This is a genomic window from Streptomyces sp. NPDC059371 (assembly GCF_042751995.1).
Classification (GTDB): domain Bacteria; phylum Actinomycetota; class Actinomycetes; order Streptomycetales; family Streptomycetaceae; genus Streptomyces.
In genome coordinates this window covers 66,450-85,629 of the sequence record NZ_JBHYXD010000012.1, presented here as the reverse complement: position 1 = coordinate 85,629, position 19,180 = coordinate 66,450, and the positions used below count along the sequence as shown (strand labels likewise).

The following is a 19,180-nucleotide window of genomic DNA, read 5'->3' as shown; positions in this document are numbered from 1 at the left end:
TGAACCGACGCCAATCGACATTCCTCCACGAAAAGGGTGGCAAGACCGGCCGGATTCGAACCGACGTCCTCCAGCTCGATGCTTGGGCGCGACGACCTCTGCGCTACAGCCTTGCCGTGGTGATCATAACCAGTGCCGTGTCCGCGCCGACACCCGGTTGGCCCAATCCGTGGACGACCCGGCCGGGTGGAGGATGTGCGGCTCCCGGCCGGGTCCGAATCGCTCGGCTACGCCTTGTGGGTCACGAAGCGGTCCAGCGCGGCGGTGAGTTCGGCCGGCTTCTCCACGGGCAGTTCGTGGCCGGCGTCCACGATCCGCACCACGGCGTCCGGGTAGGCCTTCGCCATCCGGAGCATCTGCGAGACGGGCAGTTGGATGTCGTGGAAGCCGTGGATCAGGAGGGTGGGGGTACGGATCTCGCCGAGCCGGTCGAGGACGTCGAAGGACCGCATGGCGCCGTAGCAGGTCATGACCACCTCGCGGGGCGTGTCCGCCGAAGCGCTGATGTACTCGCGGATCTTCTCGCGCGGGTAGCCGGGGGCGAAGGCCCGCTGGATGTTGGCGGCCACGAACAGCTTGAACGGCACCTTGGTGGAGACCGCCATCAGCAGGCCCCTCCCCCGGCTGTACGTCATCCTGCTGATCGAGTTCACCAGCACCAGTCGCTCGACCCGTTCGGGGTGGGCGAGCGTCAGGGTCTGCGCGATCATCCCGCCCATGGAGTGGCCGACGAGGACGAACCGGTCGAGCTCCAGGTGGTCGAGGACGGCGAGGACGTCAGCGGCCAGCTCCGCCACGGTCCGCCGCCCCGACCCCTCGCTCTCCCCGTGCCCGCGCAGGTCCAGTCGTACGACCCGCCGCTTCTGCGCGAAGTGGTCCATCTGGTGGTCCCAGCGGTGCCGGTTGGCCGTCCAGCCGTGGATGAACACCAGGGGCACACCGTCGCCGTCGCGGGGGCCCTCGTCGTCGTACGTCAGCGCGGCGCCGTCGACTTCGAGCTGCGGCATGGGGCCTCCTGGGTGCGGTCTGGTTACTGGTCGGTACGGTAACGGGCGAGGGGGCCCGCCGTCACCGTCGTTCGCCGAGGAATTCGAGGATGTGGCCGAAGACGTCGAGAGCCGCGCCCCGGCCCAGGAACGTGTCGAGGTGGCCGTAGGCGGGGATCTCGGTGTACGACACGTCGAGCTGCGGCTGGCGGTGTGCCAGCACCTCATGACAGAGCCGCTGCGAGTCCAGCCACAGACCGTTCTCGCTTCCGGCGAGCAGCAGCACGGGGGCGTCGATGCGGCCGGCGGCGTCGAGGGCGTTGGGCGGCAGTGCCCGGTAGCGGTGGTCGGTGTCGTGCCAGCGGACGACGCTGCGGGCCAGTTCGATACGGCGCAGGTGCGGCAGGATCCACAGCGGCGCGGGACCGAGCAGTTCGGCGAGCCGGTCGTGGGTGGTCTCGGACAGGTTCTCGTGCAGGAACAGCGAAGCGCCCGAGCCCCAGGCCGAGTTGTGGAGGATCTGGCAGGTCGGGTCCGGGCAGGCCGCCCCGCGCGAGGCCAGCGCGAACAGGGGCGTGTACCTCGACCGGAGGCCCACCTTGCGGAAGTCGACCGGGATGTGGTCGATCCGGCTCTTCAGCAGCTCGCCCGCCACCGTCATCCGCAGCGAGGTGCGTCCGGCGAGCTTGGGCGTCAGGAACACGCCCTGGGAGACGACGCCCGCGAGCCCGGGCACCAGTCCCGCCGTCATGCTCAGGGACAGGGCGAGGGAGCCGATGCAGTGGGCGACCACGAACAGCGGGCGGTCGCCGATGCGTTCGCGGATACGGGAGACGGCGTCGGGGATGTCGTGGAGGGCGACGTCGTCGTAGGTGTACCTCTGGCCGGTCTCGTTGTAGGGCAGTCGGCAACTGCCCCGCCAGTCGAGCAGCCAGGGCTCGTAGCCGTCGTCGAGCAGGACGTCGACCAGGTTGCGGGTCTCCGGGAGCAGGAACATGTCGGCGGACGCGGTGTGGCCGTGCAGGAGCAGCACGGCGGGCCGGTCCCGCTCTCCGCTGTCGATCCGGGTGAGACCGAGTCGTACGCCGTCCCCGGCACGGAAAGGGATCTCCTCGACGCGCGACGGGTCGAGGCGATGGCGCAGCGGACGCAGGGCCGTGCCGGTCCTGACCTTGCGGATCGTCGGCCTGGTACGGGAGTTGGCGCTTCTGAGGATCATCGGTGGCGCTCCGAGGGGGTCGGGGTGCGGCGCAGGTCGAGGAGGTCCGCGGTGGCACGGGCGAACGGGCCGAGCAGGCCGCGGCCCATCTCCACGCCGAACCAGGCGAGCCAGGTCAGTTTGGCGGCGCGCTTCTCCCGCCCGGTCAGGCGCGGGTCGACCTTGATGCCGTCGATCTGGTCGCGCACATAGGTGTCCGCGGGTACAACGAGTTCGCCCGCGAGGCATGCCGGTTCGCCCTCACGGCCGATCTCGACGCTGAGCGCGCGGGTCTGCCGCCACACGTCACGGCGGGCGCGGGCGTACTTGTGCCCCTCGAGCCACCAACGGCCTCCGTCGGCGTCGCGCAACGTCAGTCGGTAGCGCAGGAGTTGGTGGCGCATCCCGTGCCGCTGCGGGATGCCCTCCTCGGGGCGGATCCAGACGTCGCCGCGTTCCACGAGCAGCGCCGCGGGATGGACCGCGGCGCACACCAACTCGCCGCTCACGTCCACCCGGCGCTCCTTCACCAGTTGATACATGCTCGCGATGGAGAGGGTGAGCGCCATCGAGCAGGGGGTGTCCGTGGCGGCGCCGACCGGGCCCACGGCCCCCTCGGTCGTCTCGGAGAACCACAGGTAGGGCTGGTCGTCCTTGTGGGGAAGCCGGGCCAGGCCGTCCTGGGCGAGGCTTTCGAACGTCCTGAGTTGAGCCTGGGCGTCGTAGCGGGAGGCGGGACTCAACCCCAGCGCTTCGACGAGGGCCGCGGTACGTTCGCCCGACGCCGCCGGCCCCTTCAGGGTCGCCTCGCACAGCTTGAGGGCGGTGGGGCTTCGCAACACCCTTGTCAGGAAGTCGAGTTCGGGTACCGGTTCGGCCTCCAGGCGGGCCAGGACGTCGGTGCGCCATTCGTCCCAGTCCTGTACGCGCACATGCATCCCGCCGAACGCCATGTCCCGTACGACGTCGTCCAGGGTGTTGGGCACGCCGGTCAGGTTGTAGTCGAACCCCCAGGCGTCGGGTTCGCAGATGACGGCGGCCGCGACCCGGCTCACCCAGTCCACCGGGGCCGCGTTCAGACAGTGGAAGGCGGGCACGGTACGGAAGCGCCCGAAGGCCGCGATGAGGCCGCTGCTGAGGTCCTGCGGGTTGTGCGCGCCCGTCCGGGTGTGGCCTCCGATGCCTCCCGGGCGCATCGCGGTGACGATCAGACCGTGGTCGCGGGCCCGCCGCAGGGCGACCTCGGCGGCCCATTTCGTCTGGTCGTAGCCCGCGACGAGGCGGTCGGCGTGGGCGAGCGGGTCGTCCTCGCCCATGGAGGTGATGCCGACCTCGTTGAAGACCGCGATCGAGGAGATGTGGTGCAGCGGTTTGGGTGGGCCGGTCGCCGCCAGTTCCGCGAGAGTCAGCGCGCCGATGACATTGCTCTGCCGCAGCGACTGGTAGCCGCGCAGGAAGTCCACGGCCGCCGCCACGCCCACGACGCTGTCCAGTTCGTTGGCGAGCTTGTGCCAGACGTCGTCGGACAGGCCGAGCCGCGGTCGCCTGATGTCACCGGGAAGCACCGTCACCCGGCGGCGGATCTCCGACGACCAGGGCAGCCGATGGCTCTTCAGCGACTCGGCGAGGCGCGCCATGGCGGTCTCCTCGTCGGCCGCGCGAACGAGGCAGTGGACATGTGCGTCGCTGTGCCTGAGCAGGTCGAGAAGCAGATGGCTGCCGAGGAAGCCGGTGGCACCGGTGAGCAGGATCCGACGGGGCGGCGCGGGCTCGGGCGAGCCGGTCCAGGGAAGGCGGTCGGCCAGGGAGAGGTCGGCCAGGATCTGGTCGAGGTCTTCTGGCCGGGCCGTGGCGTACGACGTGTCGCCACCGGTGGTCCGAGCCGTGACCGTCGCCCTGGGGGCGACCCTGATCGCGCCGATCGCGTTGCTCGCCGGGGCCGGGGTCGCCGGGACCAGGGTCGCCGAGGCCGGGGTCCGTTCGTCCGCCGGGGGCGCCAGGCTCGCCGGCACACTCGGGTCCGCGACGACCGCCGTGGCACCTGCGGCGGCCAGCCAGCGCCGGGCGAGACTGCGTGGCCGGGCGTCGGCGAACACCTCGTCGAGGTCGATCTCCATGCCCAGCTCTTCCTCCAGCGCCGCGGCGAGTTCCACGGCGCCTACGGAGGTGCCACCGGCGTCGAAGAAGTCGGTGTCGGGCGAGAGCTGCCCTCCGGGGACGAAGCGAGCGGCCGCCGCGGCCACGACGACGGCCAGGCCGTCCGCGTCGGGGCCGGCGGGGGAGGTGGCAGGGGTGGTCAGGACGTCGGCGTTACGGTCCTTCGCGGTGCCGGGGTCGCGATCCTTCGCGGTACCGGCGTCGCGGCCCATCGCGGTAGCGGTGACGCGGTCCATCGCGGTAGCGGTGACGCGGTCCATCGCGGTAGCGGTGACGCGGTCCATCGCGGTAGCGGTGACGCCGCCGGCGCCCACACCTGCCACCGCTCCAGCACCAGCAAACGGCTTGGTGTCCGTCAGGGACGCGGCCGTGCTACCAGCGTCCGGGGCGGGGTCCTCCCCGGCGCTCGACGCGGCGGTGTCCCCCTCGGCCCCCGCATTCGGATCCGTGCCGGACCTCGTCACCGTGGGTGCCGGGGCCGCCTGGGCGATCCTGGCCAGCAGGGCCTCCACGCTCAGCCCTCCGTCACCCCGCTCGATCGCCTCGGCGGTCGCCCGCTGTCCGGCGGACGGCGACGCGTCCTCGTTCACATCACGCATAACAGACCTTCCCCGTGTGCACTGTCCATTTCCGCACTGCCTCCGCCCGCCGGAGCGCCCGCCCGCTCACTGCCGGCGCCAGGAGCGGAAGGCCCGCAGTTGTTCCGGCGTCACCACGACCTCCAGTTGCTCGTCTTCCTGGTCGCCGCCGCCGAGCGCGGCCAGCAGACGCCGTGCCGGTACGTTGCGGCCGGTGCGCTCGGCCGTCAGCCGGACCTTCACGCAGCCCAGCCGGTCGGCGTGGTCGGCCAGCCGGCACAACAGCCGTTCCTCGACGCCCCGGCCGAGCGCGCGGCAGCTCATCTTCCAGTCGAGAACGTCGAGTTGATCGCCGTCCGCGCGCAGGGCGAGCAGGCCGATCTGGCCGTAGTCGCCAAAGCGGTCCCGTGCCGCGGCCGTCCAGACCTCGCCGTGCTCCCGCCACCGCGCGAGATCGCCACCGTCGGCGGAGCGGGGATGGAGGGTGAACTGATTGGTGCGGCGTACGAGTTGTTCGGCCCGCTCGACGTCGGCGTCGGACAAGGCCCGGATGCCGACCTCCAGCTCCAACTGGGCGAGAAACTCCTCGAATCCGGCCTGCTCACGCACCGCGTCCCGCTCGCGCTCCTGCGCGTAGAACCCGGCCCGCAGCTCGTCCTCGGCCGTCGCCGCCGCCGGAACGAGCGGCCACAACCGGCGCAGGAAGTCGTCCAGTTCGGCCGCCGGGGGACAGGTCACCGACAGCACCTCGGGCAGCACCGAGCGCACTCCCCCGATCTCGACCGGGTTGTCGTCGAGGAACAGGAAGCTGTCCAGCCCCAGGTTGAGGGTGCGCGCCACCTCCGTGAGCCGGTCCGGCTTGGGGCCCCAGCCGGCGGACAGCACGCTGAAGTGTTCCGCCTTCAGCGTGCTGTCCGGACGGTCCAGGACGGCTCGTACGGTGTCCTCGTCGTTGTTGCTGACCAGGGCCAGCAGCGCGCCCGCGGAACGCCACCGCAGCAGCGTCCGTGCCAACTGAGCGCGCGGGCCCGTCAGATCCACCGACTCGGGGCCGAGCTCCCCGGCGACCCCGCCCCACAGGGTCTCGTCCCCGTCCACCGCGATCACCTTCGGCGCCGGACGCAGGACCGCTCGTACCACCTGGGCCAGATACAGGGCGATCGCCGCCTGGAATCGCGGGGTGAACGGGAGATGAGCCAGCCGCTCGGTCCGTCCGTCGAAGCGCTCCGCCACGGCGTGTTGGCGCGTCCAGTCGTCCGCGGCGAGTACGGCGATGCCGGTCGCGTCGGCCAGTTCGGCGACGAGGTCGTTCTCCCAACGCGCGAAGCGGTCGTCGTGCCGCGCCGAGGGCAGGATGCCGACGATCAGTGGTCTGCGGGTGCGTTCGGACAGAGCCCGTAGCGCGGCCGGGTAGGCGGTGCGCAGTTCGGCCAGGACGGCGTCGGTGACCGGTCCGAACCGTTCCAGGTCCACGGCCCGCAGCAGCACCACACCCACCGCTGTCGCCGGATCGGCGAAGACACCCGAGGGATCACGCAAGGCGGCGAGCACCTGGTGGTACGGCGCTTCCGCCACCGTCGGAGACTCGTCCCGCCCTCGCTCCCCCGCCCTCTCCCGGGCGTCGTCCTCCATCGCCGCCTCGCACAGCAGCGGCAGATTGCCGAGCGCGAAGGTGGCGGCGAGGGCGAGCGAGCGGCGCGGGTGCGCCATGGCGTCCGGCTCGGCCGCGGGTGCCGTCGTACGGACCGCCGCCGTCGGGTCGTCGGCCGTCACCGCGAGCAGCCGCAGGAAATTCTCAGCCAGTTCGGTGGTGGTCGCCGCGTCCAGGATGTCGAGACTGTGGTCGAGCCGGATACGGCCCGCGTCCGGGGTCATGGTGACCATGAGGTCGAGGTCGGAGTATCCCGTTCCGGCCGGCAGCACCTCCAGTCGGCCGAGGTTGGCCGCCGAGGAGCGTACGTAGTTGAAGTACACCTCCACGAGCGGGGCGTTCGCCCGGTGCAGTCCCTGTCTGGCCAGGGTCGCCAGCACGTCCGTGAACATGGCGCCCTTCGCGAGAACCCGGTCCAGGCGCGCGTCCGTTCGACGCAGTACCTCCTCGATCCGCTCCCCCGCTGCCGCCTGTGCCGGGAACGGCACCGGTACGCCGAAGAAGCCCACGGCGTCGTACGCGTCGGCGTGGATGCGCGTGTCGACGGGCACGGCGAGCACGAAGCGCTCCCGTTCACGCATCCTGGCCAGCAGCACGGTCAGGGTGCCGAGGCAGAAGGCGGCGGGGGTGACAGCGAGCGCGCTCGCGGCCGCCGACACCCGCTTCATCAGCCCGTCGGGGATCGCGACGGTCACGCTCCCGGCCCGGTACGAACGCGTCGCCGGGCGGGTCCGGGCGAGCGTCAGGTCGAGACGCTCGCTGCCGTGGAAGGCCTCGCGCCAATCGGTGTCGGCGGCGCCGGAGCCGTCACCGCCTCGCTGGGCCTCGATGAGCAGGTCGATGTCACGGTTGGTGACGGCGTCGCCGAGCGAGGTACCGGAGAGTTCGGCGTCGATCTCCCCCGCCACGAGCAGCAGCGACTGCAGATCGCTCACCGCGTGGTGCGCGCCGAACACCAGGGTCTGGCCCCGCGCGCCGGCGTCGACCAGTTCGAACCGCCACAAGGGCGCTCTCGCCAGGTCGAACGGAGTCTCCAGCAGTCGGGACAGCCGTGCGTCGGCGTCCGGTTCGGCATCGTCAGGCACGTCCGTCCAGCGCAGCAGCGCATCGCTCGACTCCCGCTCCACACGGAGCTGTCGGCTCCGTCCGTCGCCGCCGTCGACCGCCGTGCGCAGGGCCGCGTGCCGCCCGGCGATCCGGGTGACGATGTCGGTGAGAGCCTCGCGGGTGGTGGGTGCGGTGAGCCGGACGGCCAGGCCGACGGCGTGTGCCGCGTCCGGCATGCCGGGCTGGGCGCTGCGCAACAGCCGTACGACGTCGCGGGTCGCGGGCCGCAGCTCGCTCTCGGGCACTTCGGAGGTGACGTCGGGCTGTGGCTCCTCCTTGCGTGGAGCGGTGTCGCGTTCGGGCAGCACCTCGCCCAGGGCCAGCGCGAGGCCCCGGATGTCGGACGCCGAGAAGACGGCGGCGGCCGGGAGTTCGGCGCCCAGCTCGCGGGTGAAGGCGTTGCGCAGCCGGACCAGCATGAGGGAGTCCAGGCCCAGTTCCTTGAGGGCCGTGGTCGCGGACACCTCCACGACACCGCCGGAGACCTGGCCGACCTTGACCCGTACATACGCTTCGAGCCGTGCGGCGCGGTCCTGGTCCGTCGTCGCCGCGAACACCCGGGCGACGAGGTCGTCCGTGCTCGCGGGGCCCGTGGCGACGGTGATCAGGTCTGCCAGGATCGGGCGGGTGCGGGCCGCGTCCGGGTCGAGCTCCAGCGCCGCCAGGTCCAGGGCGAGGGGGGCGAGCTGGCGGCGGGAGGTGGTGAGCACCCGCTCGAACAGGTCGCCGCCTTCCGCCGGGGTGAAGGCGACCAGACCCGAACGGCTGGTCTCCGCGGCCCGGGTACCGGAACCGGCGACCATGCCGACCCCCGCCCAGGCGCCCCAGTCCAGGCTCAGCGCGCGGCGGCCGCTGAGGGAGAGGTGGTGTGCCCAGGCGTCGAGGTAGGCGTTCGCCGCGGCGTACGGGCTCTGGCCCGCCGAGCCGAGGACGCCTGCCGCCGAGGCGAAGAGGACGAACCTCTCGGCCTCCGGGGCCAGTTCGGTGAGCAGGGTGGTGCCGAGGACCTTGGGGGCGAGCACGCGCAGGACGCGTTCGTCGGTCAGGTTCGCCACCGTGGCGTCGTCGAGGACGCCCGCCGCGTGAACGACGGTGGATATCGGTCCGTTCTCACTTCGTACGGTGTCCAGGGCGGCCGTCAGCGAGGTGCGGTCGGCGACGTCGGCGCGGGCGAGATGGACGGTGACACCGCGTGCCCGGATCTCTTCGATCCAGCCCTGCGTGGCCGCGTCGGGTCCGCCCCGGCTCAGCAGGGCAATTCGGCGGGCGCCCCTGCGGACCAGCCGCTCGGCGACCACGCGGCCGAGGCCGCCCAGACCGCCCGTGATCAGGTGCACGCCGTCACCGCTGATCCCGTCGTGCGTGCGGACACCGCTGATCCCGTCGTGCGTGCCGTCGGCGCTGACGCCGTCGTGACCGCTGCCGTCCGGGCGCGTGCGGGCCAGTCGTGGCACCAGTCGGCCCGATTCGCGCAGCGCGACGAGGCGTTCGTCGTCCGCGTGCCGGAGCTGTGTCCACAAGGCGTCGTCGCCGTTCATGGCCGGCAGGTCGATCAGCGTGGTCGACAGCTCCGGGTACTCCTGGGCCACCGACAGTCCGAAGCCCCAGGCGAGGGCTTGCTGAGGGTGCGTCACCTGTGCGCTGTCACCGGCGGCCTGGCTGCCCCGCACGACCACGAACAGGCGCGGGGCGCGGCTCCGGGGCCGGTCGGCGAGCGCCCGTACGAGGTACAGGGTGCTCAAGGTGCAGCACCGCGCGGCTTCTTCGGCCGTGGCGGCGTCGGCGACAGCCGGCGCGTCGAGTGCCGAGAGCTGCACCACCCGCGCCGGCGGCCCGTCGGAGAAGGCCTCGTCGAACAGGCGGGCCAACTGCCGTGGATCTGCGGGATCGAGGACATAGCGATCGGGGCTCTCGGCTCCGAACACCACGCCCCTGCGGGCGATCACATGAGGCACGTCGGCCGCAGCCAGCCGCTCCGCGAGTGCGTCGGCAACCCCGGTCTCGTCGGCGAGGACGAGCCAGCGGCCGTCGGCAGGCCGGTCCTGTGCGGCCGGGCGCGGCTGCCAGCGCGTCTCGAAGAGTGCGCCGTCCAGCGGTGAGAGCGCGGTGAGTTCGAACTCCAGCGCCTCCAGGACAAGTTGCTCCTTCTCGTCCCAGAGCCGCACGTCCAGGAGAGCGGTGTCGCCGTCCACGGAGCGCAGCCGGCAGGTCGCCCACGCGGGCGCGGAGCGCAGGCCGGTGTGACGCAGCCGTCCGACACCGGCGGGCACGAAGGCCCGGCCCGCGGGCGCGTCGGCCGGCAGGGCCGCGGTGTGGAAGGCGGCGTCGAGGACCGCGGGGTGCAGCAGATGACCGGCGGCGGGCTGCCGGGTGAGTCGGCCGACCGCGTCGGTGTCCGTGCGCCGGCCCTGCTCCAGGAGCCGGAAGGCGGGGCCGTACTCGATGCCGAGGCCCGCGAGTCCCGCGTAGACGGCGGACAGGTCGGCTTCCTCCTGGCACCGGTCGCGCAACGCGGCCAGTTCCCCGTCGGAGTCGGGCGCGACCGTCGGTTCGGCGGCGCCGTCGACGACCCGGCCGGTGACATGCCGCTCCCAGACCGCGCGCGGCTCCCCGGTGGCCGCGGAGGAGATGGTGAAGTCCCGTGAGCCGTCGTCCCCGGCGGGCCGCAGTACCAGTTGCAGCCGTACGGGCCTCTGCGCGTCGAGAGCCAGGGGCCGCACGAACCTCACGTCGGCCAGTCGTATCTGGGAGCTTTCCTCCAGCGCGGAAGCGGCCTCGAGCGCCAGGTCGAGGAAGGCGGCGCCGGGCATCCAGACCTCGCCGGTGACCCGGTGGTCGGTGAGGTAGGCGAAGCGGCTGTCGCGCAGGTCGATGTCACTCTGGAAGATGTGCCGGCCGGGTGTGTCGCTGGCCTCGACATGCGTGCCGAGCAGGGGTGATCCACTGGCGGTCCGGGAGGCCAGGACGGGCGCGCGCCAGTGGCGTTCGCGGGCGAAGGCGTACGTGGGCAGGTCGACCCGGCGGCCCTGAGGGAACAGCGCCAGCCAGTCGGGGGTGTGCCCGGCCTCGTACAACTCCCCCAGCCGGCCCAGCAGTACGCCCCGTCCCTCCCGCTCACGGCTCAGCGAGCCGACCGTGACCGCGTCGATTCCCGCTTCGGCCGCCACCGCTTCGATCGACGCGGTGAGCGTGGGATGCGGGCTCAGCTCGATGAAGTAGCGGTAGCCGTCGTCCAGCATCCGCCGGATCGTGTCGGCGAATCGGACGGGCCGTGCCAGGTTCGCGTACCAGTGGTCGGCGTCCAACCGGTCGCCGGGCACTGGTTCGGCCAGCACCGTCGAGTAGAGCGGGGTCGGCGTCCGTGTTCCCCGGATGCCGGCGAGGTGGTTCAGCAGGTCCGCGCGAACCGGGTCCATCAAGGGGGTGTGGGAGGCGAACGGTGTCGACAGCCGCCGTACCGGGATGTCCCGCGCTTCGAGGTGCGCGCGCAGTTCGGCCAGTGCCTCGGTGTCGCCGGAGACGGCCGTGGAATGCGCGCTGTTGACCGCTGCGACGAACAGCCGGTCGGCGTAGGGCGCGAGCTCCTTCTCGGCCTCCGTGCGCGACAGCTCGAGGGACAGCATGCCGCCCTGTCCGACCAGCGGGGCGACCGCTCGGGCGCGCCCGGTCACCACGGACACGGCGTCGTCCAGAGCCAGAGAGCCCGCGCTGTACGCGGCGGCGATCTCGCCGAGGCTGTGCCCGGTCACGGCGTCCGGGCGGACACCGAGCGCACGCCAGGCGGCGGACAGGGCCGCGTTGACCGCGAACAGCACGGGTTGCAGGTACTCGGTGCGGTCGAGCGGGGCGAACTCCTCCGGAGCGCGCAGCACGTCGAGGACCGACCAGCCGACCTGACGGCGCACCGCGTCGTCGATACGGGCCAGCTCCTCACGGAACGCCGGTGACTCGGCCGCCAACTCCATTCCCATGCCCGGCCGTTGTCCGCCGTGTCCGGCGAAGACGAAGGCCACCTTGCCCGTGTGCTCCACACGGGGCGGGGCCAGCGGTGTCCGTCCGATGGCCAACGCGTCGAGCCGGGAACGCAGTTCGTCCCGGTCGCCGGTCACGATCGCCGCTCGGTGTTCGAAGTGGCTGCGGTGTCGGGCCAGGGTGTGGGCGATGTCGGGCAGGTCGACGTCCTCGTCCAGGTGCCGGGCCAGCCGCGCGGCCTGCCCCCGCACGGCGGCCTCGCCACGCCCGGACAGCACGAACAGCCGTGCGCCCGGCGCCGTTTCGCTCTCCGGCGCTACGACGGAGGGCTCGGCCTCCTCCACGATCAGGTGCGCGTTGGTTCCGCTGATCCCGAAGGCGCTCAGACCAGCCCGCCGCACGCGTCCGCCCGAGGCGGGCCAGGTGACCGTCTCCCGCAGCAGGTGCAACCCGCTGTCGTCCCAGTCGACATGACGGCTGGGCGTGCCGGCGTGCAGCGTGCGCGGCAGGGACTGGTGGCGCAGGGACTGTACGACCTTGATCAGACCGGCCACACCCGAAGCAGCCTGCGCGTGACCGATGTTGGACTTGAGAGAGCCGAGATACAGCGGGCGGCCCTCGGGACGTGAGGTGCCGAAGACCTCGGCGAGGGCGTTCGCCTCGATCGGGTCGCCGAGCGTGGTGCCGGTCCCGTGCGCCTCGACGTAGTCGATGTCGGCGGGGTCGAGAGCGGACAGTTCCAGGGCCCGCCGGATCACCTGTTCCTGGGCCGGACCGTTCGGCGCCGAAAGGCCCTGGCTGCGGCCGTCCTGGTTCACGGCCGTGCCGCGCAGCACGGCCAGTACCTCGTCGCCGTCGCGCCGGGCGTCGGACAGTCGTTTCAGTACGACCATGCCGGCACCTTCGGCCCAGATGGCACCGTCGGCGTCGTCGGAGAAGGAGCGGCACCGCCCGGTCGGGGACAGCCCCCGCAGACGGCTGAACTCGACGAAGGTCCCCGGCGTCACCATCAGCGTCACCCCGCCGGCGAGCGCCAGGTCGCACTCGCCCGACCGGAGCGCCTGTGCCGCGAGGTGGACCGCGACCAGGGAGGACGAGCACGCGGTGTCCACCGTCAGTGCCGGTCCGTTCAGGCCCAGCGTGTATGCGAGCCGGCCCGAGGCCACGCTCGGCGCCGACCCGGTGCCGACGTAGCCGTCCAGTTCGTCGAGCCGGGTGCCCGCGAGGTAGTCGCTGCCGAACATGCCCACGTACACGCCGGTGCTGGTGCCCGCCAGCTCGCCCGGGACGATCCCGGCGCGCTCCAGTGCCTCCCATGCCGTCTCCAGCAGCACACGCTGCTGCGGGTCCATGGCCGCCGCCTCCTTCGGCGTGATGCCGAAGAAGCCCGCGTCGAAGGACTCCAGGTCGTCGAGGAAGCCGCCCTCCCGTGCGTACGACGTGCCCAGGGCCTCCGGGTCGGGGTCGTACAGCGACTCCAGGTCCCAGCGGTCCGCCGGGAACGGACCCACCGCGTCGCGGCCCTCGGCGACGAGACGCCAGAGTCCCTCGGGGTCGTTCACGCCGCCGGGCAGACGGCAGGCCATGGCCACCAGGGCCAGCGGCTCGTCCGACGCCGCCGACGTGGTGCGGTGGGACCGCGGCTCGGGTGCCCCGCGTCGCGTGGTGCGGCCGTCCGTGTCGAGTGCGGTGGCCAGCAGATGGGCGGAGAGGCGGGCCGCGGTGGGATGGTCGAAGAGCAGGGTCGCGGGGAGCCGGGCGCCGATCCTGGTGCCGATGCGGTTGCGGAGCTCGACCGCCGTGACCGAGTCCATGCCGAGTTCGCGCAGTGGCTGATCGGGGCGGACGGACTCCACCGAGGGCAGGCCGAGCGCCCGGGACGCCTCCTCACGGACCAGGGCCAGGACGCGGGCGGCGCGGTCGGCCTCCGGGAGCCGGGCGAGCCGTTCCGCCAGACCGGCGCCGGCCTCCTGACCGGTGCGGCGCGCGGGCAGCAGCGAGCGCCACAGGGCCGCCGAACCGTCGTCCATGGCGGCCGTGGTCGTGCGCAGGCGGGGCAGGTCCAGGGCCGAGGCGATCAGGTGGGGTGCGCCCCGGCGCAGGGCGAGTTCCACGAGTTCGCGGCCCTGGTCGGGGGTGAGGGAGCGGTGGCCCAGCCGGGCCATGCGGTCGAGGTCGGCGTTTTCCGCGGCGAGACCCTCGCCCGCCCACGCACCGAAGGAGACCGAGACGGCTGGGAGGCCCAAGGCCCGCCGGTGGTGTGCCAGTTGGTCGAGGAAGACGTTGGCCGCCGCGTAGTTGCCCTGGCCCGGGTTGCCGAGTACGCCGGCGGCCGAGGAGATCAGCAGGAACAGGTCGAGCGGGGTGTCCGCTGTGAGCCGGTGCAGATGGGCGGCGCCGTCCACCTTGGGGCGCAGCACCTGGGCGAGGCGTTCGGGCGTCAGGTCGGCGACCACCCCGTCGTCCAGGATTCCGGCGCAGTGGACGACACCGCGCAGCGGCGACTCTTCGCCGATCCGGGCGAGTACGCCGGCCAGGGCGGCGGCGTCCGCGACATCGCACTCCGCGATCTCGATCTCGGTTCCGAGCGAGGCCAGTTCGGCGGTGACCTCGGCGGCACGCGGGTCCGACGGCCCCCGCCGCGAGGTCAGAACCAGCCGGGGGACGCCTCGTTCGGCGAGAAGCCTGGCGATGTGCCGGCCGACGGCCCCGAGTCCGCCGGTGATCAGCACGGTGCCGTCGGTGGGCGCCAGGACATCGCGGCCGGCGAGGTCCGGGGTCCGGGGAGCGCCGGACGGGCGGGCCCGCACGAGCCTCGGTACGAGCAAGGAACCGTCTCTGAAGGCGAGTTCGGGCTCGTCGGTGTGGACGACGGCTGCCGTCAGAGCGTCCGCGGGATCGGAGCTCCCGACGTCGGAGTCGAGGTCGAGGTCGAGCAGGGTCAGCCCGAGGTGCGGATGTTCGGCGCGGGCACTGCGGGCGAGGCCCCACAGCACCGACTGGGCCAGGCCGGGCACGGTGTCCCCGGCACCGGCCGCGACCGCGCCCCGGGTCACCCAGAGGGTACGGGCGGGCAGCCGTTCCTCCGCGAGAGCGATCAGGTCGCGCAGTTCGGCCAGCGCCTGGGCGGCCAACTCGTGTGCGGCAGCTGCCGGTTCGAGATCGGGCGCCGGACGCGGCCAGAATCGTACGGCGATGTCCGCGCCCGTTTCGCGCACCTGGACGCCTGCCGTCGCCAGGCCCCGCAGGGTGGCCGCGACGTCCGGGTCCGAGGGGTCGCCGTGGACGGCCCAGGCGGCAGGCTGTTCCGCCGGGGGCAGTTCGGTCGGGGCCGTCCACGCCACTTCGTACAGGTGACGGCCGTTCTCCGAGACGGCGTTCAGGTCCGCCCTGTCGGCGGCCCGCAGTCGTACGTCCTCCAGCCGGCCCGCCAGGAGGCCGTCGGCATCCCACAGGGTCACGTCGAGGGTACGGTCCGTCGCCGAGCCGCCCGTCCGCCGTACCAGCGCCGTGAGGTCGCCCGCACCGCCGGGCGGCAGGACGCAGCGGCCCACCGCGACCGGCAGCAGCACCCGCTCGTCGGACGCATCCAGTGCCGCGGCCACGTGCAGTGCGGCATCCAGCAGTGCCGGGTGGAGGGGGTAGGGATTGGTCGTGGCGCGGGCCACGGCGGGCAGCGACAGCCGGGCCAGCAGCTCGCCGTCGGCGGTGGTCGTGACCGCCGACCGGACGCCCTGGAAGGACGGGCCGTAACCGAGACCGAGCGCGGCCAGCCGTTCGTACGTCTCCGCGCTCCAGACCGACTCGGCGGCCTCGGGCCACACCGGTGGCGCCTCCCCCGTCACCGGGGCGGGGGCGGACGCCGAAGCGGTGGCGTGAAGAGTCCAGCCCGGGGCGTCGCCGCCGCGCGGGCGGCTGTACACGGTGACCTCCGGCGCGGCGCCCGCGGTGACGACTTCGACGGACACCTCGACCGTGCCGGTCCTGGGCAGTACGAGGGGCGCGAGCAGGAGCAGATCCGTCACGTCGCCGGGATCGTCCGGGCGGGCCACGGCGAGCGCGGCGCGGCACAGCTCCATCATGGTCGTGCCCGACACCACGGTCCGCCCGAAGACGGTGTGGTCGGGCAGCCAGTCGGCCGTGGCCGGGGACCATTCGTTGCGGAAGGTCCAGCGGGTCTCGTCGGCCGACTGCAGATGAACGCCCAGCAACGGGTGCGCGGCACGGTCGAAGAGGCCGGAGGCCACGGCGCCGGACCCGGGGTCGGACTCGATCCAATAGGAATGGAGGTCCCAGGCGTACGTGGGCAGTTCGGCCGCTTCCGCGTCGGGAACGACTCGGTGCCAGTCGATCCGCCGTCCGTGGACGTGGAGTTCGGCGGCGGCCCGGTCCAGACAGGCGGGTCCGTCCTCGTCGCGGCGCAGTGACCCGACGGCGACCAGGTCCTCGTGGCCGTGCTCCTCGGCGACCGTGCGCAGGGCGGTGACGAGGGAGGGGTGGGGGCTGAGTTCGACGAAGTGGCGGTAGCCGTCGGCCGCCATGCGTTCCACGGTGGGCGCGAAGCGCACGGGTTCACGCAGGTTCGTGTACCAGTAGTCGGCCTCCAGCTCCTGGGTGACCGGCTCGCCGGTGACCGTGGAGTACCAGGCGACTGTGGTCGGGGAGGTGGTGACGCCGTCGAGTTCGTCGAGGATCGTCGCGCGCAGTGGCTCGACCCGGGGACTGTGGGAGGCGTAGTCGACGTCGAGGCGGCGGACGAACACCTGCTCACGGTCGAGGTCGGCGAGCAGGGCGTCGAGGGGGTCCACGTCACCGGCGATCACCGTCGAGCGGCCGCTGTTCACGGCGGCCACGGAGACCCGGCCACCGAGGCCGGCGAGGCGCGCCTCGACCTCGCCGTGCGGCAGGGCGACGACGGCCATGGTGCCGGTGCCGGACACCTCCCGCAGCGCTTGGCTGCGCAGGGCGACCACCGCGGCGGCGTCGTTGAGGCTCAGCGCCCCGGCGACGCAGGCCGCGGCGACCTCGCCCTGGCTGTGTCCGATCACGGCGTCCGGGCGGACGCCGCGGGCCCGCCACACCGCGGCCAGGGAGACCATCACGGCGAAGAGAACGGGCTGGACGACGTCGACCCGTTCGAGGGAGGGGGCGCCCTCGTCGCCGCGCAGGACGGCGGCCACCGACCAGGTGGTGAACGGGCGCAATGCGGCGTCACAGCGGTCGAGTTCGTCGACGAACACCGGTGATCGGTCGAGGAGTTCGCGGGCCATGCCGGACCACTGGGCGCCCTGACCGGGGAAGACGAACGCCAACTTGCCCGGTGGCAGGGTCTCTTGCGGGCCCACGACCCGGTCGGGGTCCGGAGTCCCCTCGGCGAGGCCGCGGAGCGCGGTGAGCAGTTCGTCATGGTCGGCCGCCCGGACGACGGCACGGTGCTCGAAGTGTGTGCGGTGGTGGGTCAGCGTTGCGGCCACGTCGGGCAGTTCGGGTCGCGGTTGCGCGGCGAGCGCGTCGAGCAGGCGGGCCGCCTGCCCCTGGAGAGCCGGAAGGGTGCGGGCGGACAGGGGGAACAGGGTGGGCTTTTCGGTCGATGCCCGAGTGGTGGTCGGTGTCGGCTCCCCGGTCGGCGTCGGAACGGTGGCCAGGGCCGGACCGGTGGCCAGGGCCGGACCGGTGACTATGGTCGGACCGGTGACTATGGTCGGACCGGTGACTATGGTCGGCTGCGAGGCCGGTCGAGTCAGGTCCTCCGGGGATTCCTCCAGCACCACATGGGCGTTGGTGCCGCTGATCCCGAACGCGCTCACTCCGGCCCGCCGTACGCGGTCGGCGCGCCGTGGCCATGCCTCGGTGCGGCTGTGCACACGCAGGCCACTGTCCGCCCAGTCGACGTGCTCGGTCGGGGTCTCCGCGTTCAGGGACGCCGGGATGCGGTCGTGGCCGAGGGCCAGGACCGTCTTGATGACGCCGCCAATTCCCGCGGCGGCCTGAGTGTGACCGATGTTGGACTTCAGGGAGCCGACGCTCAGAGGCCGGTCGGCCGGGCGCCCCGGTCCGAAGACCGATGCGAGCGCCCTTCCCTCGATGGGGTCGCCGAGCGGCGTACCCGTGCCGTGCGCCTCGACGTAGTCCAGGTCCTCGGGCCGGAGCCCGGCGTCGTCGAGTGCGGCGCGCAGCACCCGTTCCTGCGCGGGACCGCTGGGCGCGCTCAGGCCCTGGCTGCGGCCGTCCTGGTTGATGGCCGACCCCTTGACGACCGCGAGGACCCGGTCGCCGTCCCGGCGTGCGTCCGCGAGCCGCTTGAGGAGCACCAGCCCGCAGCCCTCGGCCCACACCACACCGTCCGCGTCGGCGGAGAACGGGCTGCACCGCCCGGACGGCGACAGCCCGCGCAGCCGGCTGAACTCGACATGCCCGCGCGGTGTCACGAGAACCGTCGCGCCACCGGCCAGCGCGAGGTCGCACTCACCGCCGGCCAGTGCCCGGGCCGCGAGGTGCAGGGACACGAGAGAGGAGGAGCAGGCGGTGTCGACCGTGACGGCCGGCCCCTGGAGTCCAAGGCTGTACGCGATGCGCCCGGACGCCACGCTGGCCGCCGAGCCCGTGCCGACGTGCCCGTCGAGCCGGTCCAGCGGGGCCGAGGCGAGATATCCGCTGTCGTACAGGCCGACGTAGACGCCCGTCCGGCTGCCGTTCAGCGTCTCCGGGACGATCCCGGCGCGCTCGATCGCCTCCCAGCCGGTCTCCAGCAGCAGTCGTTGCTGCGGGTCCATGGCCGCGGCCTCACGCGGCGAGATCCCGAAGAAGGCCGCGTCGAAACGATCGATGCCGGACAGGAAGCCGCCGCGCAGCGTGTACGCCTTGCCGGAGGCGTCCGGGTCGGGGTCGTAGAGCCCGTGCGTGTCCCAACGGCCCGCGGGCACCTCGCCCACGGCGTCCTCACCCGCGGCCAGCAGGCGCCACAGGGCCTCCGGGTCGTCGGCTCCGCCGGGGAACCGGCAGGCCATGGAGATGATCGCGATGTCGTCGCCGTTCCGCACGGACGGGTCGGCCGGCACGGAGGCCGACGCCGGAACCGGATCGGCCGTGCCCGGGGACCGTTCGTCGAAGACGGCTTCGGCGATCCCCGCGATCGTAGGGTGGTTGAAGACGACGGACGGATCGAGGGGCCGCCCGGTCCACTCGGACAGACCGGCGACCAACCTCACCAACTGCACGGAGCCCAGACCGAATTCGGCGATCGGGCGCTCCGGCGTGACGGCCGACGGGGCAAGCCCGGCCGCTTCCGCGACGGCGGACGTCAACCAGGCCCGTACGCCCTCGGAGGTCGTCGGGGACATCTCGGGGTACCGCTTCGGGGACTCGTTCGCAGGCATCTGGGCTGGTGTCCTCGTGAACTTGGGCTCAGGTGGATTCCGTACGGCTGACGCGGCGGGCGCGGACAGCGGCGTACGACGGATGGCGCCGACGCACAGCGCTCGACGCACGGCAGGCGCGGGGGCGGAAGCTGACGGCTGACGGCTGACGGCTG

Annotated in this window: 4 protein-coding genes and 1 tRNA gene; all 5 read right to left on the bottom strand. The window is 72.8% G+C overall.

Annotated features, from left to right (window positions below; all coding sequences use genetic code 11):
- Positions 1 to 37 precede the first annotated feature (37 nt).
- Positions 38 to 113 (bottom strand) — tRNA-Arg (locus ACFXGX_RS10045).
- A 114-nt stretch (positions 114 to 227) separates the two neighbouring features.
- Positions 228 to 1,007, bottom strand: a complete 780-nt coding sequence (locus tag ACFXGX_RS10040; protein ID WP_384787428.1) for an alpha/beta fold hydrolase — start codon at positions 1,005 to 1,007, stop codon at positions 228 to 230.
- 61 nt (positions 1,008 to 1,068) lie between these two features.
- The gene (locus ACFXGX_RS10035) at positions 1,069 to 2,205 is read right to left on the bottom strand and encodes an alpha/beta hydrolase (protein ID WP_384787425.1); all 1,137 of its coding nucleotides are present in this window, start codon (positions 2,203 to 2,205) and stop codon (positions 1,069 to 1,071) included.
- Positions 2,202 to 4,940 carry a thioester reductase domain-containing protein gene (locus ACFXGX_RS10030; RefSeq protein ID WP_384787422.1) on the bottom strand — a complete coding sequence of 913 codons (2,739 nt, stop codon included), beginning with the start codon at positions 4,938 to 4,940 and terminating at the stop codon, positions 2,202 to 2,204. The genes ACFXGX_RS10035 and ACFXGX_RS10030 overlap by 4 nt, the downstream gene beginning before the upstream one ends.
- A 66-nt stretch (positions 4,941 to 5,006) precedes the next feature.
- A complete protein-coding gene (locus ACFXGX_RS10025) occupies positions 5,007 to 19,025 on the bottom strand; it encodes an SDR family NAD(P)-dependent oxidoreductase (RefSeq protein ID WP_384787419.1) in 14,019 nt (4,672 codons plus the stop codon).
- Positions 19,026 to 19,180 lie beyond the last annotated feature (155 nt).

Coding starts and splice junctions, on each gene's coding strand:
- ACFXGX_RS10025 (WP_384787419.1), bottom strand. CDS start 19,025: ATGCCTGCGAACGAGTCCCCGAAGCGGTACCCCGAGATGTCCCCGACG.
- ACFXGX_RS10030 (WP_384787422.1), bottom strand. CDS start 4,940: ATGCGTGATGTGAACGAGGACGCGTCGCCGTCCGCCGGACAGCGGGCG.
- ACFXGX_RS10040 (WP_384787428.1), bottom strand. CDS start 1,007: ATGCCGCAGCTCGAAGTCGACGGCGCCGCGCTGACGTACGACGACGAG.
- ACFXGX_RS10035 (WP_384787425.1), bottom strand. CDS start 2,205: ATGATCCTCAGAAGCGCCAACTCCCGTACCAGGCCGACGATCCGCAAG.